Origin of the sequence: Janthinobacterium sp. DSP2-3-3, from assembly GCF_049897325.1 — a bacterium.
GTDB lineage: Bacteria > Pseudomonadota > Gammaproteobacteria > Burkholderiales > Burkholderiaceae_D > Janthinobacterium.
Genome location: NZ_JAFCWA010000004.1, coordinates 232,159 through 252,843, shown reverse-complemented (window position 1 = coordinate 252,843; position 20,685 = coordinate 232,159). Strand labels below are relative to the sequence as shown.

Sequence of the window (20,685 nt, the reverse complement as noted above, 5' to 3'; positions counted from 1 at the left end):
CGCTTACGACTCCTGTTTCTTCAGCAGCGCCACCGTCAAGCCGAGGATCACGGGGATCGCCACGATCAGGGGCCAGAACGAGGCGTGCAGGTCGCCGAATCCCAGCGCCTTGTTGAACACGCCGCGGCTGATATTGAGCATGTGCGTGGCCGGGTACATCAGGCCAATCGCCTTGCCCACGCCTTCCATTGACGAGACGGGATTGAGCAGGCCGGAAAACTGGATGGCCGGGATCATGGTGCCGATCATCGTCACGAACAGAGCCGCGATCTGGCTGCGCGTAAACGTCGAGGCGAACAGGCCGATGCCGGTGGCGCAGATATTGAAAATGAAGGTGGCGCCGATCAGGGTCGGCAAGCTGCCCTTGATCGGCACGCCAAAGGCGGTGACCGCCAGCAGCGCCATGAGAGCGAAGTTGAACATGGCCAGCACGACGTACGGCACCTGCTTGCCGAGCAAGAATTCCAGGCGCGTGACGGGCGTCACGTACAGGTTGATGATGGAACCCAGTTCCTTTTCGCGCACCACGGACAGCGCCGCCAGCATGGCCGGCAGCATCAGCAGCAACAGGGGAATCACGGCAGGCACCATGGCCGGCAAGCTTTTCACGTCGGGGTTGTAGCGATAGCGGGTCTGGATGGCGACCGGGTTGTTCATCTTGATGCCATAGCGGTGCAGGGCCTGGTCGGCCAGCCACAGCTGATGCATGCCCTGCACGTAACCCTGCACGGTTTCGGCGCGCATCGGCATGGCGCCGTCGATCCACGCGGCCACCTGCGCTGGTGCGCCGCGCTGCACGTCGCGCGCAAAGCTGGGGGGAATCTCGATGGCCAGCGACAATTCGCCGCTGCGCATACGCTGGTCGATATCGGCATAGTCTCGCAGCGGCGGGCGCTCGACGAAGTAGCGCGAGCCGGCCAGGTTGTTCGTGTAATTCTGGCTCAGGGTCGTTTGGTCGTGGTCGAGCACCGCATAACTCAAGTCTTCGACGTCCAGGCTGATGCCGAAGCCGATCACGAACAGCAGCAGCACGGAGCCGCCCAGCGCCAGGGTCAGGCGCACGGGATCGCGCCGCAGTTCCAGGGTTTCGCGCCACATGTAGCTGAGCATGCGCCCCAGGCTGAAACGGCTGTGGCGGCGCTGCTGTTGCTCCGGCTGCGGCGCAGCCGCTTCGGCCTGCTGCACCGGCGCCGCGTTTTCCTGCACTTCGGCCGCTGCCGTGCCGCCACCCGCCTCTTCCAGGTAGGCGATGAAGGCCGCTTCCAGCGATGGCGCGCCCTTCTTGCGCACCAGTTCGGCCGGCGCATCGCTGACCAGCACTTTCCCCGCATGCATCAGCGAGATGCGGTCGCAGCGTTCAGCCTCGTTCATGAAGTGGGTGGAAATAAAGATGGTGACGCGGTCGCGCCGCGCCAGCTCGATCATCAGGCGCCAGAAATTGTCGCGCGCTATCGGGTCGACGCCAGACGTCGGTTCGTCGAGGATCAGCATTTCCGGCTTGTGCACCATGGCCACGGCCAGTGACAAACGCTGGCGTATGCCCAGCGGCAGGCTGTCGGGCAGGTCGTCCATCACCTCGCGCAAGTCGAAGCGCTGCGCCATTTCATCAATGCGCGCCGCGATCTCGCTCGCGGGCACGTGAAACAGCCGCGCATGCAGCACCAGGTTCTGGCGCACCGTCAATTCGCTGTATAGCGAGAAGGCCTGCGACATGTAGCCGACCCTGCGGCGCGTGTCGATATCGTTGGAATCGACTTCCTTGCCGAACAGCCAAGCCTTGCCTTCCGTGGCCGGCAGCAGGCCCGTGAGCATCTTCATGGTGGTCGACTTGCCGCAGCCGTTCGAGCCGAGAAAACCGAAAATCTCGCCACGGCCGATGCGGAAATTCACATGGTCGACGGCCGTGAAATCGCCGAAGCGCATGGTCAGGTCTTGCGCCTCGATGGCAACGTCCTGCGCGCTGGCGGCATCGAGCGGCGTGATGACCACGGGCTGGTGGCCCGCGCGCTTGGCTTCGGGCAGCAGCTTGATAAAGGCCGCTTCCAAGTTGTCGCTTTGCGTGCGCGCCAGCAGTTCGGCCGGCGTGCCCGTACCCCGCACCTTGCCGTCATCCATGGCCACCAGCCAATCGAAGCGCTGCGCTTCGTCCATGTAGGCGGTGGCCACCATCACGCTCATTTGCGGGCGCTGCACGCGGATGCCGGCGATCAGGTCCCAGAACTGGGCCCGCGCCAGCGGATCGACGCCGGTCGTCGGTTCATCCAGAATGAGCAGGTCGGGGTCGTGGATCAGGGCACAGCACAAGCCCAATTTCTGCTTCATGCCGCCCGACAGCTTGCCCGCCGGGCGCGCCAGGAAAGGCTGCAGGCCCGTGCTGCGGGTCAGCTGGTCGATGCGGCGCCGGCGTTCGGCGGCATCGTGGCCGAACAGGCGCGCGAAAAACTGCAGGTTTTCCTCGACCGACAGGGTCGGATACAGATTCTTGCCCAGGCCTTGCGGCATGTAGGCGATGCGCGGGCAGACGTCGTCACGGTGGCGCGCATCGCGCATGTCGCCGCCCAGCGCCATGACGCTGCCCTGCTGCACGGCGCGCGCGCCGGCCACCAGCGACAGCAAGCTCGATTTTCCCACGCCATCGGGTCCGATCAAGCCCACCATGCGGCCGGCCGGCACGTCGAGGTCGATGGCGGCTAGCGCCACCGTCTTGCCGTAATGCTGGCTGACGCCCTTGATGCTGACGACAAATGGGTTCACGTCCATGGTCACTGCGGAACCTTGGCCGTCAGTTCAGCGGGCCATGCCTGCTTCGCATCGAGACGCACCCAGGCCACGCCGGGCAAGCCGACCTTGACCAGCGCCAGGTGTTTTTGCAGCAGCTCGCGGCTGATCTGCGCTTTCACGCGGAACATCAGCTTCTGGCGCTCGCTGGCCGTTTCCACCGTTTTCGGCGTAAACTGCGCGCTGGCAGCGACAAAGGAAATCGTCGCCGGAATCACATAATTGGGCGCTGCGTCGAGGATGATGCGCACTTCGCCGCCCATCGCCACCTTGCCGGCCGCCGTCTCGGGCAGGAAGAAGGTCATGTACACGTCCGACAGGTCGACCAGGTTGAGCACCTTGCCGCCACCGGCCAGTACTTCGCCCTGCTGCGCCACCAGGTACTGCACGCGGCCGTCGCGCGGCGCAGCCAGTTGGCCATCGGCCAGGTCGGCGTCGATGCGCGCAGTGGTCGCTTCAGCAGCCGTAACGGCGGAACGCGAACCGACTACTTGCGCCTTGGCCGCGTCGATGGCCGCCTGCGCCGCCGTGACCTGCGCCTTGGCCGCATTCAGGGCTGCGGCCACGCTACGCGCGCGGGCGCGGTCATCGTCAAGTTCCTGCACCGAGGAAGCGCCCTCCTTCGACAAAGTTTCCGAGCGGGCCAGGCGGCGCTTGGCCGCATCGAGTTCGCTTTCACGCTGCGCCACCAGGGCCAGCGCGGCCGCCTTGTCGCTCTCGCGCACGGCAACCTGCGCCTGCGCGCCAACCACCGCGTCGGAGGCCTGCTGCTGGCGCGCGCGCGCCTCGTCGCGCTGCGCCGTCAGGGAATCGACCTGCATGGTGGCCAGCGGCTGGCCCGCCTTGACGAAGTCACCCTCGCGCACGAGGATTTCCTTGACTCTTCCGGCCAGCTTGGTGGCAACGTCGATTTCAGTTGCTTCGATGCGGCCATTGCCGCTGACAAAACCTTCGCCAGGGCCAGTGGGACGCATTTTTTGCCAGGCCACATAGCCCAGCACGAGAACGGCCACGACCAGCGCCGCAGGGATGATTTTTTTCTTCAATTGAGCATTCATGGTATCGGGGCGATCAAATTAATGGGTGGAAGCGGCGGTGGAAGTGGCGGAGGTGTTGGCAAGTACGCCGCCGCCCAGCGCCGCATACAGGCTGACCTGGCTGGAGAGCAGCGCGCGGCGCGTCTGCACCAGTTGCTGCTCCACCGTCAGCAGGTCGCGCTGTGCATCGAGCACTTCCAGGTAGGGCGCGGCGCCATTGTCGTAGCGCAGTTTGGCCAAGCGCGCGCGTTCGCTCTGCGCGGCCAGGGTGGTCTTGCCGATGTCGACTTGCAGCGCCAGCCAGCGCCGGTTCGACAGCGCGTCGGCCACTTCGCGGAACGCGCCCTGCACGCTCTTTTCATAATTGGCCACGGCCACCTCGCGGCGCACCTCGGCCAAATCCATATTGGCGCGGATGCGACCCGCGTCGAAGATCGGCAGCACCAGGCGCGGCGCAAAATTCCAGGCGCCGCTGCTAGAATCGAACAGGCCGCTCAATTCCGCGCTGGCCGTGCCGTAGGCGGCCGTCAGTGAAATCGTGGGAAAGAAGGCGGCGCGCGCGGCGCCGATATTGGCTTGCGCGGCGCGCAGTTGATGCTCGGCCGCCACCAGGTCGGGGCGCTGCGCCAGCAAGGCCGATGGTAAGCCCGCATGCAGCGGCTGCAGCACGCTGGCGTCGTCGAAGCGGCGCACCTCACCAGCCACCGGCGTCAGGTCGACCGGGCCGCCCACCAGTTGGGCCAGCGCGTGCGCCTGCTCGGCGCGCGCCTGCTCCAACTGCGCCGACAGCGACAAGGCCTGGCTGAGCAGGGTTTCCACCTGCGTCAGGTCCAGCTTGGAAATCGAACCCACCTCGAAGCGGCGCGTGAAGATGCGCAGCGATTCGGCGCGGCTGTCGACCGTGGCGCGCGCCAGCGCCACCCGTTCATCGAGTTCGCGCAAGCCCAGGTAGCCATTGGCCACCTGCGCCACCAGGGCCACGCCGACGGCGCGGCGCGCCTCGTCGCTGGCCAGCAGGGTTTGCAGCGCGCTGTCCTTCAGGCTGCGCACCCGGCCCCAGAAATCGAGCTCCCAGGCACTTACGTTCAAACCCGTTTGGTACTGCGCGCTCGTCATGGGGCGCCCCGTCACGCTCAGGTCACCGGGCACGCGCGCGCGGCTGCCGGAGGCGCCCAGTGCGATGGTGGGAAATTGTTCGGCGCGCTGGATGCCATACGCGGCGCGCGCCTCTTCCACGCGCAGGGCGGCGATACGGATATCGCGGTTGCTGGCCAGCGCCTGCGCAATCAGCGCCTGCAGGCGCGCGTCGGCAAAGTAGGCTTGCCAGGCGATGTCCGCAGCGTGCGCGCCAGCGGGATCGGCTTCCGGATACTGCGCCGCCACCGGTAGCGGCGGTGGCGCGTACGGCGGCGCCATCGAGGCGCAGCCGGCCAGGGCCAGCGTGGCGGCCAGCGTGGTGGCCAGTGCAGTGGCCAGCGCGGCCATCCTGGCGCACGCAGATAAAGCGGGAACAGGCATGATCATCTTCTTCCAGTCAATTCAGAATGTTGTAGCCGCCATCGACATATAAGGTGCCACCCGTGATGGCGCACGCGCCGTCACCGGCGAGGAAGGCGCACAGCGCGCCCACGTCCTCGATGGTGGCCAGGCGCCGCATGGGCGAACGTTCGATGGCGTCGGCCATCAGGCGGTCGAAATGGGCAATGCCGGAAGCGGCCCGCGTCTCCAGAGGCCCCGGCGAGATGGCATTGACGCGGATGCCCTGTGGGCCCAGTTCCGCAGCCAGATAGCGCACCGATGCTTCCAGCGCCGCCTTCACAGGGCCCATCAGGCCATAGTCGGCGATGACTTCCTCCGCACCCAGATAACTCATGGTCATCAGGCTGCCGCCGTCCGGCATCAGGGGTTCGGCCAGCTTCGCCATGCGCATGAAGGAGTGGCAGGAAATATCCATCGCCTGCGCAAAACCGTCAGCCGAACTGTCCGTGACGCGGCCATGCAAGTCCTGCTTCGGCGCGTAGGCGATGGAATGGACGAGGAAGTCGAGCCGCCCCCACTGACGCTCGATCTGCGCGAACAGCGCTTCGAGCTGGCCCGGCACGGCCACGTCGAGCGGCGCCATGATGGCCGCCGACAGTCGCAACGCCAGCGGCTCCACGTGTGGACGCGCCTTGTCATTGAGCCAGGTCACGGCCAGTTCGGCGCCGGCCGCGCGCAATGCGCTGGCGCAGCCCCAGGCGATGCTTTGCGTGTTGGCGATGCCCACCACCAGGCCCCGCTTGCCCTGCAAAGGCAAGTGCTGGCGCAAGTCGGCCGTCATGCCTGGACTGGACGCAGGGCGGGCCACGGCGTGGCCGCATGCACGCATCGCACCGCGCCGGCGCGCATGGCGGCAGCGCACATGGCCAGGGTGACGCCACCGGCGCGCGCATACGGCAAGGCAATGGGAGTGTGGGGGTGTAAGGTACTGCACGCGCCAGGCGCGGGGATCTGCATCTTCATGAATCGGGCTTCCGTCACTGAAATTCGAGGCCTGCACCAGTGCATTCTCGGGGAACTGGTACGGGGCGAAATTACTCTACAGCATTTAGACGCGTGATTCGTGATGAGCCCGATCCGCATTCCATGACGCTTTGAGCTAGGTCAACTATAAGTGCGATTGCGGCAATGCAGCATTGATGTAGATCAAATTCTACCTCAATATTATCTAAATGAAATATTTTTCAAGCAAGCGTGCGAGCATGCATATTTAACAATTCTGCTGGGCTGACGGGGAGAAAAGGGACTTTGCCAGCGGCGATAGTTATTGAATTAAAAACAATAATCGTTGGGAGGTGGCGGACGGCAGATGGTGGGGAGAGACAGAATGAGGGCCATGCTATTGCATTGCAACATGGCCGCCATGCCTTACGAAACTGCGCTAACCGGCCTATTTGCGCGGCGCCCTGGCGGGACGCGAATACAGGTCGATGATGGTGCTGATGCCATCTTGGCATACGGAGCAAAACGTCTCGCTGCGGTCGAACATGATGCATTGCATCTCGGGCCGGTAGTAGCCGGACGACTCATAGTTGGCGCCCTCGAAGGCGCCAACGGCATGCCGCTGCGGCGCCTTGGAGAACAGCTGCTGGGTGTACGCCAGGTCAGCCTTGAACAAGTCGCTCATCTCGCTTTCCGGGCGGTTGGCCGCGCGCAGGGCGGCGCGCTGCTTCTGGTATTCGCGCGCATGGCTGTCGTACGCTTCCTTCGGCCACGGCGTCGGCAGTGGCGTGCCGGCTTTGACGTGGTTCTGCCATTTCAGCCTGGCCGGATCGCGCAGCGCCGTGGCGTTCGGCTCCCACGGTTCCTGCCGCTCGCCATTCGACTGATAGGCCACGGGCGAGGTGTAGTACTCGTCGGCCAGGCCGGCGAAATGGTGGCCGAATTCATGCACGAACAGGTAATTGGCCCAGTCGTTATTCGCTGCGGCCGTGCTGAACTGGCCGAAGATGCCGCCGCCGCCGTAGGTGTCGTTGTTGACGAGGATTTCAATGAATTCATACGGCGCATACTGCGCCAGGTCGCGCAGGGCGCGGTTGTCCGTCGTCAGCACGTAGCGCTCGCTGCCGAATATGTCGTAGCGCGTGCCCAGCGGCGAGGCGTGATGCACGCCCGTCGATGGACGCGATACGCCCGATTCCTGCGTCGGCGCTGCCATGGCCCACACATTGAAGTCCTTGGCCCGTTCGCGAAATGGCGAGACCGTAAACAGGTGCTCGGCCAATTTCCGCGCCGTCGCTTCGAACTTGCCCATGTCGGCCGCCGTGTAGCCGTCGCCCATGATCAGCAGGTCGACCTTCTCGGACGAGGGGCCTTCGACACGGATCGGTATCGGCTTGACGGGCGCCGGCGGCTGCTTGCGGATCACATCCTGCGCGGCAGGATCAACATCGGCACTCCACACAACGGAAAACAGACCGCGCTCGTCACGCTTGAGGATGCGCACGCGCACGGGCTGCTCGGGCTGCGGGAAGCGCACGGATTCCTGGAAGGCGCGCGTGGTGGTTTTCGCTTCATCGGTGCTGGCCCACTCGCCGAAGATGGTGGAAAAACCGCGCGAATACAGCACCTTGCCCGACTTGATATCGACCACTTCCAGCAGGTTGTTGCCACGGTTGCTGTCGTCGATGGGGCGTGCCAGATTGCCCGGCCACGGCAAGGGCTCGACCAGCACGCGCTCAACCGCATAATGTTCGCCCAGCGCATTGCCGCTGTGCTGGTAATCGAGGCGCATGGTGGCTGGCTGCGACGCATTATCCGCCTGCGCGGCAGGGAGCAAGCCGGCGGCCAGCGCCAGCGCGCAGAGGAAGGATCGAATCGGGGTCTGCTGCATGTCATTCCTAGAACGGTAGAAAAACAGGTGGAGGGAACGGTTTTCCAAACAATCAGCGGGCCTGTCGGCAAGCGCGGGAAAAACCGCTGCGGCACATTGTAGCGACAGGAAGCAGGCATGCAAAGCACGCGTTTTCAGCCTGCACGCTTGACCTCGGAAACAGCTTGCCCTATATTAGACTGACTAATCGATTAATTAATAAGGAATGTATGCGCACCATCGATCCCGACAAACACGCGGCCCGCCGCGCCGCCATTCTCGCGGCGGCGCGCCACTGCTTCGCCCGCAAGGGCTTTCACCAGACCAGCACCGCCGCCATCTGTGCGCAAGCGGGCATGAGTCCCGGTAACCTGTTTCATTACTTCCCCACCAAGCAAGCCATCGTCGCCGCCATCGTCGACCAGGAAGGTAGCGAGACGGCCGCCTATTTCGCCGGCGCGCAAGACAGCGCCGATGCGTACGGCGCCCTGCTCGACTTCATGGACCTGGTGCTGGCGCTGGCGGCCGACGCGGACTTTGCGGGACTAACTTTGGAAATAGCGGCCGAGGCGATGCGCGACATGGATATCGCGGTCAGGGTGGCGCGCAATGACGCCTGCCTGCGCGGCGGCCTGCAAACCTTGCTGGAAGAGGCGGGCGCGCGGAGCCAGATCGACACCGCGCTGGACCCCACGCAAACGGCCAGGTGGCTCGCCGCGCTAATCGACGGCATCTTCAACCGGGTCGCCGTCGATCCCGATTACACGCCGCTGGCGCAGCGCGCCAGCCTGCACCAGCTGCTGGCGCGCTTCCTGCGCCCGGCCCTGCCATGAGCGCCTCCATGAAAACCAAACCCGCGCGCATCGCCGACGTCGACGCCCTGCGCGGCTGCGCCCTATTCGGCATTTTGGTCGTCAATATCGGCGCCTTCGCCACACCCTGGTTTGGCCTGGGCATGACCGATCCGGCCTTTCACGGCAGCGTGGATCGCGCCACGCATTTTCTCGTCGCGCTGTTGTTCGAGACCAAATTCTACCTGCTGTTTTCCTTCCTGTTTGGCTATAGCTTCACCTTGCAGATGCAGGCGGCAGCGCGTGCCAATGCACCGTTCGTGCCGCGCATGCTGCGCCGGCAAGCAGGCCTGTGGCTGATCGGCGCCCTGCATGCCGTGTTCCTGTTTCATGGCGACATACTCACCACCTACGCCGTGCTGGGCATCGTACTGCTGGCGCTGCACCGCTGCGGCGAACGCCAGGCACTGTCCCTGGCCTTGATTCTTGTCACCGTCTGCGCGTGGTTCTGGGGATGGATGGCATGGCTACAAAGCCTGCAACCGGCGGGCGAGGCCGCCCAGCAAGCCGTGACCATGGCGCAAAAGGCGGCGACCGCGCTGGCCGCCTACCGTGCCACGCCGGCCACCGTCATCGCCCAGCACTTGCGCGAACTGAGTGAAATCTGGATCGTGCTGCTGCTGGTGCAGGCGCCGTGCGCGCTGGCCATGTTCCTGTGCGGCCTGGCCGCCGGCAAGCGCGAGATGCTGCTGCACGCAAGCGCTTATCTGCCGCTGCGGCGCCGCCTGCTGCGGGCCGGCGCGTTGGCGGGGGTGCCAGGTGCCGCCATCTATGCATGGACCTCCGTGTATGCTGACAACCAGGCATGGCAGGTGGCGGGACTGGCCGTGGGCCTGGCGACCGCGCCGCTGCTGGCGGGCGCTTACCTGGCGCTGGCCCTGGCCCTGTTCGAGCGCCTGCGCAACGGCACGCTGTTTGCCATGCTGGCCGACACGGGCCGTATGGCCCTGTCGAACTACCTGCTGCAGTCGGCCATCTGCGCCTGGCTGTTCCTCGCGTATGGCGCACGCTTGATGGGCAACGTCTCGCCGCTGGGTGCCCTGGCGCTGGCCATCATCATCTTTTGCATGCAGCTACCACTGAGCCAATGGTGGCTGCGCGGTCACGCGTATGGCCCTGTCGAGTGGCTGCTCAGGGCCTTGACGATCGCGGCGTGGCCGCGCTGGCGGCGCGCCGGCACCGCTTATTTGTAGCGGTACAAAGGCTGGCGCAGCTGGATCGGGCGGATGTCAAGGCGCAGCTTCAGCACCGAATACGCTTCCGCCTCGGTCGAGCTGTAGCCGACGCTGTTGACGGTCTTGCTGAACCTGAACTCGAAGCCCAGGTCCGGATACGGGTCGCGCGGGTTGCCGAAGGCGATGCCGATAGCTTCCTGCTGCGCGTTGTCGATCAGGTTGCCCATCAGGTCGAGCACGGCGTTATTGCCGAGAATATCGTTGGTAAACACAGGCTCGCGCATGTCAGGCTGGTTCGGATCGAGCTTGTTGTCGGCCTTGTCCGGCGACGGCGTAAACACGCGCGTGACGAGGTTGAATTTGTCGCCCCGGTCCAGATAGCTGATGGCGGCGTTGCTGATATTAAAATTTTTCACGCCACGGTCGCTGATGGCGCCCGACAGGTCGATCAGCAAGGCGCCGCTGTAGCCAATGACTTCCACGTCGCGCATGGCGTCGACCACCATGGCGCTGTTTTCATCGATGCCCAGCCCCAGGTGATAGCCTTTTTTCAGCATCACGGGAATCATGCGCGCAAAACGCCCGCGCACCAGCAGATGCTGGTCCACGAAGACATCGCTGCCGATGAAGCCCAGCCCCGGCGCAATCTCGCGCCCGTCCGTCACGCCCATCTTGAGCATGTCGAGCACGGGTTTGGCGTCGTAGAACATGGTGGTGCTCATGATGGCGGCACCGGCGCTGGAACCGGCGATCACGCCGCCGTTGCGATAGACCGACCAGATGGCTTCCAGCGCGGCCGTGCGGCTGCCGTCCGGGCGCAGCAAGGCTTGCGTGATGCGTCCCTGGTCGCCGCCGGCAAAATAAATGCCGCTGGCCGACTTGATCTGCGTGACGATGGCCGGGTCTTCGGCTGCCTTGCGGTAATCGCGATTGGGCAACTTGACGGCCAGCGGCACGAAAAAGGCGTCGGCGCCATATTGGTTAAGCTTCTTGATGATGCTTTCTCCCGATTTTTCCGGGTTCATCGCGGCCGATGCCAGCACGGCGATGCGCGCGCCTGGCCCGCCCGACAACTTGACGATGCGCTGCCAGACTTCGGCATTGTCGGCACGCAGGCCGCCGCCAATGATGACGAGGGTGCCCTGCGGGGCGCTGCCGATGGCACTGCCGCCGGGCGCCGCCACGGCATGGACGCTGCACAATGCCAGCGCGAACAGCAGCGCGGCGCGGAAGGTGTGATACAGGCTTGCGGATGATTTCATGGTGCCTTTCGAATACAAGGAAAGTGGCGCACACTTATTGCTACAGGCGCGCGCCCTTGCTGCCAAAACTGCTGCTTGCAACCCAACTGCATCGAACTACGATACTACTTGCTGCATATGACAGCGTTGTTGCGGTATCTCCACGCTTCTATGTAAAACTGCTTACTTGAAGCTGTAATTGACGCTGGCATAGAAGCGCCGGCCGCGCGGGTCCGTGTAGGTCGGATCATAGCCGGAGAGGAAAAAGTACGCCTGGTTCGAGTACGGCGGACTGGTATTGAACAGATTCTGTATGCCCGCGCGCAGCTTGAACTGCTTGTTGACGGCATACGCGCCGGACATGTCCCACAGCGTATACGCCTTCACCCGGTTCGGCTTGACCACACTGCCATCGTCCGTGTTGATGGCCGAATTCTGGTCATCATAGCCGCTCGAATAGGTGTTCGACAGGCTGGCCGAATACGGGCCATTGTCCCAGTCAAGGGTGATCGTATGGCGCCAGCGCTGCACCACGCCGTCCGTGACGAATTTATTCAGGTTACTGATAAAGACGTCGCCAGGGCTGGTCTGGATTTTCGAATCGAGCACATAGGTGCCGCTCAAGTGGCCGCCGAAGCGTCCCCAGGCCGTTTGCACACCATGCAGGTCGGCCGTCAGGTCAATACCCGCAGCTTTTTGCGCGCCGCGGTTTTCCTTGCGCAGCTCGATATAGTCGATTTCATTGTCCTTGTTGCGGTGCACGAGGTCGCCGTACTTGGCGAGGTTGCCAAGGATGATGTCGTCGCCGATCTCGCTGATCAGGTCCGTGCGCTTGATGTTCCAGTAATCAAAGCTGAAGGTCCAGTGCTGGCTGGGCTCAAGCACCAGGCCGGCCGTGAACTGGCGGCTGCGCTCCGGTTTCAGCTTGTCGTTGCTGTAGCGGCGCGTATCCCAATTATCGGCGCAGACGGAGTAATCATTGTTCTCGCTCGCGCAATACACGGGATCCGGTAGCGTCGCCGTACTGCTATAGGCAGTGGGCCGGTGCAGATCCGACATCGATGGCGCGCGAAAGCCCTTGCCGGCCGAGGCGCGCAGAAGCACCTGCTTGCCGGGCATATAGGTCAGCCCGATCTTCGGACTGAGGGCGCCGCCTACCTGCTGGTAATGATCGTAACGGCCAGACAACTGTGCCTGCCACTGCTTGGTAAATGGGAGCAGCAATTCACTGTAAATGGCTTGCACCTTGCGGCTGTCGCTGGTGGCCACGCCGCCTTCGGGCGCCGCATCATTGTTGATGTTGTCGCTCATCAGCAACGCCGATGGACGGAACTCGGTGCGTTCGCGGCGCACTTCGCCGCCCACAGCTAGCGCCATGTCGCCGCCACCCAACGCCATCAGCGCGCGCGATGCCTTGAAGTCGAGCGTATCCATGGTGCCGCGCGCATGCCGTACTTCGTCATTGACCTGGATGCTGTCGAGCAGCGCCTTGCCCTTCGCGCCCGATGGGCCAAACGGGTTGATGTCGCCGGAAGCGATGCCCTCCAACAGCTTGTCGTACAGGACATAACCATGCGTATCGCGGTCCTTCACGACGTTGACGCTGTGATTGAAGCCCACGTCGTAATCCCAGCCGGCGAGCGTGCCGCTGGCGCCCACCACGAAGCGCTGGCTCTCACTGGTCAACTGACTGGTGCGCATGCCCGCCTCGTTCAGCCGCATGCGCAGTTCCAGTTCACGCCCTACCGGGTCGCCATCTTCATCGACCGCCGTATCAAAGCCGGCATTGGCCAGTTGCGGCACCTTGCTGTAATCGAGGTAGCCGATCACGCGCGCCGACGAGCCCACGTAATAGCTGCGCGAGCGGCTCAACGCCACTTCCGCATATAGCTGATGGTCGTTACCCAGCTTCAGCACGCCGCGCGTGAGCAGGTTCTGCTTGTCCGTCTTCGGATACAGCTCCGTGTCGCCCATGTAATCGTAGGTACAGGCATCGACGCCGCCCGTTCCCGCCGGCAGGTACAGGTTGGCCGGCGGCACGCAGTTCGGGATCGACAGATTGATCTGCCGGTTGGTGATCGGCTGGCCATTAAGCTGGAAGCCATTATCCTGCAAGTGCGCGCGCTGGGCGCTGGACAGGCGGATATTCGCCGGGCTAGTAAAGTTCGACAGCAAATGCCCCAGGCGCTGCGGAATCTGCAGGTTCGGAATAAACTTGCGCTGCGAGGAGCTGAGGCGGTCCGTCTTTTGCATGTCGACCACGGCAAAGATATTGTAGCCATCCATGGCCAGGTCGCCCGTGCCGGCCGTGATGCTGGCCGTGCGCTTGCCGGCGCCCCCTTCATCGGTGCGGCTGCCGTAGGCGTTCAGCTCCACGCCCTGGTAATCCTTGCGCGTAATGAAATTGATGACGCCGCCGATGGCATCCGTGCCGTACAGGGCCGAGGCGCCGTCGAGCAGTACTTCCACGCGCTGCAGGGCGGCGGCAGGAATGTTATTCAGGTCCACGCCGGCATCGTCGCCAGGCGAGGCAAAGTTCGCCATGCGCCGGCCATTCAGCAGCACCAGCGTGGACGACGTGCCCACGCCGCGCAAGTTGGCGCTGTTGAAGCCGCGCTGGTCGCCGCCCACGTTGATGCTGGCGCCATCGGTCAAGCCACCTACATTGGCAGACACACGCGCCATCAGCTCGGCCGCCGTCGTCACACCCGCCTTTTCGATGTCGGCGCGCGTGATGATCTGCACCGGCAGCGCCGTCTCCGATTCCAGCCGCTTGATGGCCGACCCCGTGATTTCCACGCGCTGCATTTTTTTCGGCGCAGGCTCGCCATCCTGTCCCTGCGCCTGCCCCTGCTCCTGCGCCAGCGCGCCGTTGGCCAGCATGCCCAGCGCCGCCGACACGCTCAGGGCGCCCAGCGCCAGTCGCACGCCTTGCGCCAGCACCGACTCGCGTGGCAGTACGCAACTGCCGTCTTGTTTTTCTGCTTGCATGCAAACTCTCCCCGATGGTGTTAACCCTGATTTTTATAATGACTGCGGCACTGCCTTGCGCTGCTTTACTGCTCTTTTCCGGGTTCCCTGCACGCCATGTTCGCCGCCGTACAGATAGGCGGCGATGACTTCGCTCAGGCGGGCCGCTTTTTCAACGTTCTTCTTGTTCGATACCATCAGCGCCACGGCCAGCGCCTCGATCATGGCCAGCGCCGTGCTGGCGCTGCTGGGCAGGACGGGATGCGTGCTTTGCGCATACAGCGCGTGATCGGCCAGTTCGGCCAGGGGGGACGCAGGCGAATCGGTGAGCGCCACGATGCAGGCGCCGCGGTCGCGCGCGAAGCTGGCCAGGCCGATGCAGTCGAGCGTGTAACGGGGGAACGAGATCACCACCAGCACGTCGTGCGCCGTGAGGTTGACCAGATGGCCGGCCGCCACTTCCGAGCCGCCGATGCCAACCACTTCCACCACATGCGGACAAAACGGCTGCAGATGCTGCACCAGCATGCCGGCCAGGTTGGCCGACAGGCCAAAACCCATCACATACACCACCTTGGCGCGCGTCAGGCGGCGCACCACGTCCTGCATGGCGTGCTGCGACAGGGCATCGGATGTGGCGGCGATGTTCGCGGCCGCATACTCCAGGCTTTCCGTGATGGGCGACGTGGCGCGCGCACGCCGCTGTATCGTGCGGCGCAATTTGTCGACTGGCTGCAAGAGCGATTGCAGGGTTTCTGCCATGGCGCCGCGCATGGCCGAATAATTCTTCTGGCCGATGTCGCGCGCGAAGCGGCTGATGGTGGCCGTCGATACCTGGCAGCTGTCAGCCAGTTCCTCGATGCCCAGCGCCGTCACGCGCATCTGGTTGCGCAGCAGGTAATCGGCGATCTGCCGCTGCGACGCCGAGCCGCCGGCCAGCACGTGCATCAGCGCCTGCCCCAGCGGCGATTGCGCGAACGCGGCATCGGGCGACGATAGGGCGGTGGCCGCTGGCGTGTAGGGACTGCTGCGTGCAGGACTGGCGGATGATTTCATATCACTGGCGGCCTGTGTTCTTGTGCATGGCGGATGACGAAAAAAAGGCGAAATCGGGTCGCTGGAACTTACTCTACTCATATCAAAAAGAAAACTCAACAAATATTTGTAAAAGGATTTTCATTGATTTACTTCGTGAAAATATTGCTACATAATCGACCGAAATCCATCAACCGCGCCCCGTTTTGGGGCGAATTCACCATGCAAGTACAACAGCATCCCATTTCCACCGCGCACGCCAGCGTAGTGTGCCAGTTGAGCAGCTTCCACTTCGGCACTGCGGCGGCCAATAGCCGCAGTGGCAAGAAGGTCTACATTCAGGCGGCGCTGCATGCGGACGAGGTGCCAGGCATGCTGGTGTCGCAATTTTTGCGCCGCGAACTGCTGGCGCTGGAAGCGGCGGGCAAGGTGCATGGCGAAATCATCCTGGTGCCGGCCGCCAATCCCATCGGCCTGGCACAAGCCATCCATGGCGCGCCGTTCGGCCGCTTCGATCTGACCACCGGCATCAACTTCAACCGCGCCTACCGCCATGTGGCCGATGAACTGAAAACCACGCTCGATGGCCAGTTGGGACAGGATGCGCAAGCCAACGTGGCGCTGATACGCCGGCACGCGCGCGCCGCCGTCGCCGCTTGGCGGCCGGGCACGGATGCCGAGGTATTGAAGAAAACCTTGCTGGGCATGGCCATCGACGCCGACATCGTGCTCGACCTGCATTGCGATAACGAGGCGGCCCTGCACATTTACACAGGCACGCCGCTGGCCGCGCAGATCGCGCCCCTGTCCGCGTTACTGGGCGCGCGCGCCGTGCTGCTGGAACTGGCGGCCGGCGAAGAGCCGTTCGACGAAGCCTGCAGCCGATTGTGGTGGGATCTGGATGCGCACTTCAAGGGACGCTATCCGATTCCCGCCGCCTGCCTGTCGACCACCGTCGAGTTGCGCGGCGAAGTGGAAGTGAGCTACGCCCTGGCCGAACGCGACGCCAATGCCCTGCTACGTTTTCTCGCCATCGAGGGCGTACTGGAGATCGACGGCGCCGGCGACGACCTGCCCGCACCGCAATGCGAGCCGACGCCGCTGGCAGGCGTGGAACCGATCCTCGCGCCGCATCACGGCCTACTGGTCTACCTGCGTGAAATGGGCGACGTGCTGGCCGCCGGCGACGCGGTAGCCGACCTGATCGACCCTGTCAGCGGCGAGACGACAACCTTGCGCTGCACCGTCGCCGGCGTCTTTTTTGCGCGCAGCGCCCACCGCCACGTCTTGCGCGGCATGAACGTCGGCAAGGTCGCCGGCGCCATCGCCTTCCGCGGCGGCAGTCTGCTGAGCCAATGACGCCATGAGAAAATTCAAGCTCCCTAATACCTTCGTCCTGCTGTGCGGCATCCTGGCCATGATTGCCCTTGCCACCTGGCTGGTACCGGGCGGGAAATTCGATACACAGCTGGTCAACGGCAAGCAACTGATCATCCCCGGCACGTTTCACTACGTCGACAACAAGCCGCAGGGACTCGCCGCCCTGATGATGGCGCCTATCAAGGGCTTCGTCGACGCCAGCCTGATCATCGGCTTCGTGCTGATCGTCGGCGGCGCCTTCGCCGTACTGCAGAAAACCGAAGCTTTCGATTCGCTAATCAAGGCCATCGCCAAGGCACATACCAGTTCGCGCTTCGTGCGCGCCGCCATCATCCCCGTGTTCTTCACCATGTTCTCGCTCGGTGGCGCCACTTTCGGCATGAACGAGGAAGCGATTCCCTTCATCCTGATCTTCGTGCCGCTGGCGCTGGCACTGGGCTATGACACCATCACGGGCGTGTCGATTCCCTTCATCGGCTCGCAGGTGGGCTTTTCCGCCGCCTTCCTGAACCCGTTCAATGTCGGCATCGCGCAGGGCATCGCCGGCGTGCCGATCTTTTCCGGCATCGGCTACCGCCTGATCGTGTGGGCCATCGCCACGGCGGTCAGCATCGTGTTTTTGATGTGGTACGCGGCGCGCATCAAACGCCATCCGGAAAAAAGCCCGACCTATCTGCTCGACATCGAAAAGCGCAGCGAGCACTCGATGGACCTGGACAGCTTTGCCGGCATGACCGGCACGCACCGCGCGGTGCTGTGGATTTTCATGGCAACCTTGCTGACGATGGTCGTCGGCGTCGTCAAGTACGACTGGTTCATCGATGAAATCGCCGCCCTGTTCCTGGTGATGGCCATCGTTGTCGGCCTGGTCGGCCGGCTCGACATGGACAGTTTGGTGGCGTCTTTCGTGCAGGGCGCGCGCGACATGGTCAGCGTGGCACTCGTCATCGCGCTGGCGCGCGGCACCATGATCCTGGCGCGCGACGCGCAGATCATCGACACCATGCTGCATGCGCTCACGCCCCTGGTGGCGTCGTCGAGTCCCGTCTTCGCCGCGCAGAAGATGTTCTTCATGCAGTCGGTGATCAACTTCTTCATCCACTCGGGCAGCGGCCAGGCCGCGCTGACCATGCCCATCATGGCGCCGCTGGCCGATCTGGTGGGCGTGACGCGCCAGACCGCCATCCTTGCCTTCCAGTTCGGCGAATTCACCACGCCGATGATCCCCACTTCCGGCATCACCGTCGGCGTGCTGGCACTGGCGCGTGTGCCGTGGATTACGTGGGCCAAGTGGATGATCCCGCTGCAGCTGATTTACCTGGTGCTGGCGCTGCTGCTGCTGATTCCCCCCTGCCTGATGCACTGGCAGTAAGCCATTCAAGGCTGGTAGATGTCCGGCACATACCGCTCCATCAGCGTCCCTGGCCTGAACGGGGCCGTAAAGCCGTAGCGTGCATATAAATCATGCGCCGTGCTGGTGGCCAGCATGAAGCGACGCAGGCCCTGCAGATCGGGATGCGCCATCACGGCCGCCATCAGGCGCTTGCTGTAGCCGCGGCCGCGGTACTCTGCCAGCACGTACACGTCGACCAGGTAGGCAAACGTGGCGCAGTCGCTGACCACGCGGGCGAATGCCACCTGGCGGTCGTCGATATAGCCACCCACGCAGAGAGAATGGTCGATCGCGCGCTGCACGGTGGCCAGCGGGATGCCGATGGCCCATGTCGATTGCGTACTGAGAAAATGGTGGATGGCTGGAACGTCGAGTTCCGCCTTGTCGGTGCTGACGTGCAAATCTTGGGTATTCAGGTGTGACATGGTGTGCCGGTCCGCCAGTCGTTGAAAAACACGATCCTCTGCGATTTTGGCGCTGCTGTCACCAGGGCTGGAGAGAACCGGGGGGCGCCGCCCGTCCTGACTGCCTGTGACGCGATAATTCTGCTGCGTGCTTCTGCTACTGCTACTACTGCTGCTGCTCTTGCCGTCATCGATTACAGGGCAGCTTTTTCTTCGACGCTCAGGCGCTTGGCGCTGACATACACCGTGTGCATGGTGGCCTGGTCGGCGCTGGCAACGATGGCTGCTGGCGCGGCGCGGAACTTCGGCACGGCGGCGGTGGCCAGGCTGGTAGCAGCGGCGATGGCGATAATGGCAACGAAGATGGCTTCCATGTTTTTAGCGATGTTCATGATGGTGTCCTTTGAGTGACTGGTTGTGTGCTGCGATGATTGAACTGTAGGCCGATCACCGCTGGACTGCCATCGGATTGCGACAAAACGCACGATTTGCGGGACAGAATACAAAAAGCCCGGATGGAACGCGCAACAGCGCCCGCGCCGTGGCATTTGACGCGTGCCAGCCCCACTCCTGGCCATTTCAGCGCCCTGCAAGCCCCTAAAAGCCCTACCGCAGGCCAACCTTGTTTATAATCGCCCTACACTAAAGGACTTCTTTCATGACTGATCAATTCTCCAAAAAGGGCGAAGCCTGGTCGGCCCGGTTTTCCGAACCGGTCTCGGACCTCGTCAAGCGCTACACAGCTTCTGTTTTTTTTGACAAGCGCCTGGCGCTGTTCGACATCGAAGGTTCGCTGGCCCATGCGGAAATGCTGCATGCGCAAGCCATCATCAGCCCGGCCGATTACGCGGAAATCCAGCGCGGCATGGCGCAAATCTCGCAGGAAATCGCCGCCGGCCAGTTCGAATGGCTGCTGGACCTGGAAGATGTCCACCTGAATATTGAAAAGCGCCTGACCGAACTGGTAGGCGATGCGGGCAAGCGCCTGCACACGGGCCGTTCGCGCAACGATCAGGTGGCCACCGACATCCGCCTGTACGTGCGTTCCGCCATCGACGACATCACCGCCCTGCTGGCGACGTTCCGCAGCGCGCTGACGGACCTGGCCGAGCAGCATGCCGACACCATCATGCCGGGCTTTACCCACATGCAGGTGGCCCAGCCGATCACCTTCGGCCATCACATGCTGGCCTACGTGGAAATGTTCAGCCGCGATGCCGAGCGCATGGCCGACTGCCGCAAGCGCGTCAACCGCCTGCCGTTGGGCGCCGCCGCTCTGGCCGGCACCACCTTCCCCATCGACCGCCTGCGCGTGGCTAAGACGCTGGGCTTCGACGACGTCTGCCACAACTCGCTCGACGCCGTGTCGGACCGTGACTTCGCCATCGAATTTTGTGCCGCTGCCGCCGTGCTGATGATGCACGTGTCGCGCATGGCCGAGGAACTGGTAATCTGGATGAGCCCACGCATCGGCTTCATCGACATCGCCGACCGCTTCTGCACCGGCTCGTCGATCATGCCGCAAAAGAAAAACCCGGACGTGCCGGAACTGGCCCGTGGCAAGACAGGCCGCGTGTATGGCCACCTGATTGGCTTGCTGACCCTGATGAAAGGCCAGCCGCTGGCCTACAACAAGGATAACCAGGAAGACAAGGAACCGCTGTTCGATACCGTCGACACCGTCATCGACACCCTGCGCATCTTTGCCGACATGGCTGGCGGCATCACAGTGAAACCGGAAGCGATGCGTGCGGCAGCCCTGCAGGGTTATGCCACGGCGACCGACCTGGCAGACTACCTGGTCAAGAAGGGCTTGCCGTTCCGTGACGCGCATGAAGCGGTGGCCCTGGCCGTGCGCGCCTGCGTCGATGCCGGTTGCGACCTGGCCGACCTGTCTTTGGAACAGCTGCGCGCATTTTCCCCGTTGACGGGCGAAGACGTGTTCGCGGTGCTGACCCTGGAAGGCTCCGTCGCCGCGCGTGACCACGTGGGCGGCACCGCGCCGCGCCAGGTGCGCGCCGCGATTTCCCGCGTGCGCACGCAGCTGGAAAAATAGACGGCTTCCGTCCC

16 protein-coding genes are annotated in these 20,685 nt (G+C 63.7%); 5 read left to right on the top strand and 11 right to left on the bottom strand.

The window, feature by feature from the left end; translation table 11 throughout:
- Nucleotides 1-3: 3 nt before the first annotated feature.
- From rbbA to ACP7DE_RS10130, 6 genes are all read right to left on the bottom strand, one after another.
- On the bottom strand, nucleotides 4-2,760 hold the full coding sequence (gene rbbA, locus ACP7DE_RS10155; protein WP_426071985.1) for a ribosome-associated ATPase/putative transporter RbbA: 2,757 nt from the start codon (nucleotides 2,758-2,760) through the stop codon (nucleotides 4-6).
- A 2-nt stretch (nucleotides 2,761-2,762) separates the two neighbouring features.
- Complete coding sequence (locus ACP7DE_RS10150; protein WP_426071984.1) at nucleotides 2,763-3,836, bottom strand: HlyD family secretion protein; 1,074 nt, start codon at nucleotides 3,834-3,836, stop codon at nucleotides 2,763-2,765.
- A gap of 18 nt (nucleotides 3,837-3,854) precedes the next feature.
- Nucleotides 3,855-5,339, bottom strand: a complete 1,485-nt coding sequence (locus ACP7DE_RS10145) for an efflux transporter outer membrane subunit (protein ID WP_426071983.1) — start codon at nucleotides 5,337-5,339, stop codon at nucleotides 3,855-3,857.
- A 10-nt stretch (nucleotides 5,340-5,349) separates the two neighbouring features.
- Nucleotides 5,350-6,135, bottom strand: a complete 786-nt coding sequence (gene fabI / locus ACP7DE_RS10140; protein WP_426071982.1) for an enoyl-ACP reductase FabI — start codon at nucleotides 6,133-6,135, stop codon at nucleotides 5,350-5,352.
- Entirely contained in the window at nucleotides 6,132-6,317 is a 186-nt protein-coding gene (locus ACP7DE_RS10135) for a hypothetical protein (protein WP_426071981.1), read from the bottom strand. Before ACP7DE_RS10135 ends, fabI begins: the two co-directional genes overlap by 4 nt.
- Before the next feature lie 427 nt (nucleotides 6,318-6,744).
- A complete protein-coding gene (locus ACP7DE_RS10130; protein ID WP_426071980.1) occupies nucleotides 6,745-8,187 on the bottom strand; it encodes an IgA Peptidase M64 in 1,443 nt (480 codons plus the stop codon).
- A gap of 209 nt (nucleotides 8,188-8,396) precedes the next feature.
- Between ACP7DE_RS10130 and ACP7DE_RS10125 the strand changes: the two genes are divergently transcribed.
- Together ACP7DE_RS10125 and ACP7DE_RS10120 are read left to right on the top strand one after the other, a co-directional pair.
- On the top strand, nucleotides 8,397-8,999 hold the full coding sequence (locus ACP7DE_RS10125) for a TetR/AcrR family transcriptional regulator (RefSeq protein ID WP_426071979.1): 603 nt from the start codon (nucleotides 8,397-8,399) through the stop codon (nucleotides 8,997-8,999).
- 8 nt (nucleotides 9,000-9,007) lie between these two features.
- The gene (locus ACP7DE_RS10120) at nucleotides 9,008-10,210 is read left to right on the top strand and encodes a DUF418 domain-containing protein (protein WP_426071978.1); all 1,203 of its coding nucleotides are present in this window, start codon (nucleotides 9,008-9,010) and stop codon (nucleotides 10,208-10,210) included.
- Here the strand turns inward: ACP7DE_RS10120 and ACP7DE_RS10115 are convergent.
- The 3 genes from ACP7DE_RS10115 to ACP7DE_RS10105 form a co-directional block, all read right to left on the bottom strand.
- A complete protein-coding gene (locus tag ACP7DE_RS10115) occupies nucleotides 10,201-11,454 on the bottom strand; it encodes a cyanophycinase (protein ID WP_034780338.1) in 1,254 nt (417 codons plus the stop codon). The two genes, ACP7DE_RS10120 and ACP7DE_RS10115, sit on opposite strands and share 10 nt — an antisense overlap.
- A gap of 162 nt (nucleotides 11,455-11,616) precedes the next feature.
- Nucleotides 11,617-14,424: a TonB-dependent receptor gene (locus ACP7DE_RS10110; RefSeq protein WP_426071977.1), complete on the bottom strand. Its 2,808-nt coding sequence runs from the start codon at nucleotides 14,422-14,424 to the stop codon at nucleotides 11,617-11,619.
- A gap of 33 nt (nucleotides 14,425-14,457) precedes the next feature.
- Entirely contained in the window at nucleotides 14,458-15,459 is a 1,002-nt protein-coding gene (locus tag ACP7DE_RS10105; RefSeq protein ID WP_426071976.1) for a MurR/RpiR family transcriptional regulator, read from the bottom strand.
- Between the two features lie 201 nt (nucleotides 15,460-15,660).
- Here ACP7DE_RS10105 and ACP7DE_RS10100 point away from each other — a divergent pair, with 201 nt between their 5' ends.
- On the top strand, nucleotides 15,661-16,797 hold the full coding sequence (locus ACP7DE_RS10100) for a succinylglutamate desuccinylase/aspartoacylase family protein (RefSeq protein ID WP_426071975.1): 1,137 nt from the start codon (nucleotides 15,661-15,663) through the stop codon (nucleotides 16,795-16,797).
- Between the two features lie 4 nt (nucleotides 16,798-16,801).
- The gene (locus tag ACP7DE_RS10095; RefSeq protein WP_426071974.1) at nucleotides 16,802-18,190 is read left to right on the top strand and encodes a YfcC family protein; all 1,389 of its coding nucleotides are present in this window, start codon (nucleotides 16,802-16,804) and stop codon (nucleotides 18,188-18,190) included.
- 5 nt (nucleotides 18,191-18,195) lie between these two features.
- Here ACP7DE_RS10095 and ACP7DE_RS10090 read toward each other — a convergent pair whose 3' ends face one another.
- Entirely contained in the window at nucleotides 18,196-18,636 is a 441-nt protein-coding gene (locus ACP7DE_RS10090; RefSeq protein ID WP_426071973.1) for a GNAT family N-acetyltransferase, read from the bottom strand.
- 173 nt (nucleotides 18,637-18,809) lie between these two features.
- Nucleotides 18,810-19,007: a hypothetical protein gene (locus ACP7DE_RS10085; protein ID WP_426071972.1), complete on the bottom strand. Its 198-nt coding sequence runs from the start codon at nucleotides 19,005-19,007 to the stop codon at nucleotides 18,810-18,812.
- Nucleotides 19,008-19,273: 266 nt separating this feature from the next.
- Here ACP7DE_RS10085 and argH point away from each other — a divergent pair, with 266 nt between their 5' ends.
- Nucleotides 19,274-20,671, top strand: coding sequence for an argininosuccinate lyase (gene argH, locus ACP7DE_RS10080; protein ID WP_426071971.1), 1,398 nt, complete (start codon nucleotides 19,274-19,276; stop codon nucleotides 20,669-20,671).
- Nucleotides 20,672-20,685: the final 14 nt, after the last annotated feature.

Excerpts from the sequence above, each read along its gene's own strand:
- ACP7DE_RS10110 (WP_426071977.1), bottom strand. The coding sequence starts at position 14,424 with ATGCAAGCAGAAAAACAAGACGGCAGTTGCGTACTGCCACGCGAGTCG.
- ACP7DE_RS10125 (WP_426071979.1), top strand. The coding sequence starts at position 8,397 with ATGCGCACCATCGATCCCGACAAACACGCGGCCCGCCGCGCCGCCATT.
- ACP7DE_RS10085 (WP_426071972.1), bottom strand. The coding sequence starts at position 19,007 with ATGAACATCGCTAAAAACATGGAAGCCATCTTCGTTGCCATTATCGCC.
- ACP7DE_RS10145 (WP_426071983.1), bottom strand. The coding sequence starts at position 5,339 with ATGATCATGCCTGTTCCCGCTTTATCTGCGTGCGCCAGGATGGCCGCG.
- ACP7DE_RS10095 (WP_426071974.1), top strand. The coding sequence starts at position 16,802 with ATGAGAAAATTCAAGCTCCCTAATACCTTCGTCCTGCTGTGCGGCATC.
- ACP7DE_RS10115 (WP_034780338.1), bottom strand. The coding sequence starts at position 11,454 with ATGAAATCATCCGCAAGCCTGTATCACACCTTCCGCGCCGCGCTGCTG.
- ACP7DE_RS10135 (WP_426071981.1), bottom strand. The coding sequence starts at position 6,317 with ATGAAGATGCAGATCCCCGCGCCTGGCGCGTGCAGTACCTTACACCCC.
- argH (WP_426071971.1), top strand. The coding sequence starts at position 19,274 with ATGACTGATCAATTCTCCAAAAAGGGCGAAGCCTGGTCGGCCCGGTTT.
- ACP7DE_RS10130 (WP_426071980.1), bottom strand. The coding sequence starts at position 8,187 with ATGCAGCAGACCCCGATTCGATCCTTCCTCTGCGCGCTGGCGCTGGCC.
- fabI (WP_426071982.1), bottom strand. The coding sequence starts at position 6,135 with ATGACGGCCGACTTGCGCCAGCACTTGCCTTTGCAGGGCAAGCGGGGC.
- ACP7DE_RS10150 (WP_426071984.1), bottom strand. The coding sequence starts at position 3,836 with ATGAATGCTCAATTGAAGAAAAAAATCATCCCTGCGGCGCTGGTCGTG.
- ACP7DE_RS10105 (WP_426071976.1), bottom strand. The coding sequence starts at position 15,459 with ATGAAATCATCCGCCAGTCCTGCACGCAGCAGTCCCTACACGCCAGCG.
- ACP7DE_RS10090 (WP_426071973.1), bottom strand. The coding sequence starts at position 18,636 with ATGTCACACCTGAATACCCAAGATTTGCACGTCAGCACCGACAAGGCG.
- rbbA (WP_426071985.1), bottom strand. The coding sequence starts at position 2,760 with ATGGACGTGAACCCATTTGTCGTCAGCATCAAGGGCGTCAGCCAGCAT.
- ACP7DE_RS10120 (WP_426071978.1), top strand. The coding sequence starts at position 9,008 with ATGAAAACCAAACCCGCGCGCATCGCCGACGTCGACGCCCTGCGCGGC.
- ACP7DE_RS10100 (WP_426071975.1), top strand. The coding sequence starts at position 15,661 with ATGCAAGTACAACAGCATCCCATTTCCACCGCGCACGCCAGCGTAGTG.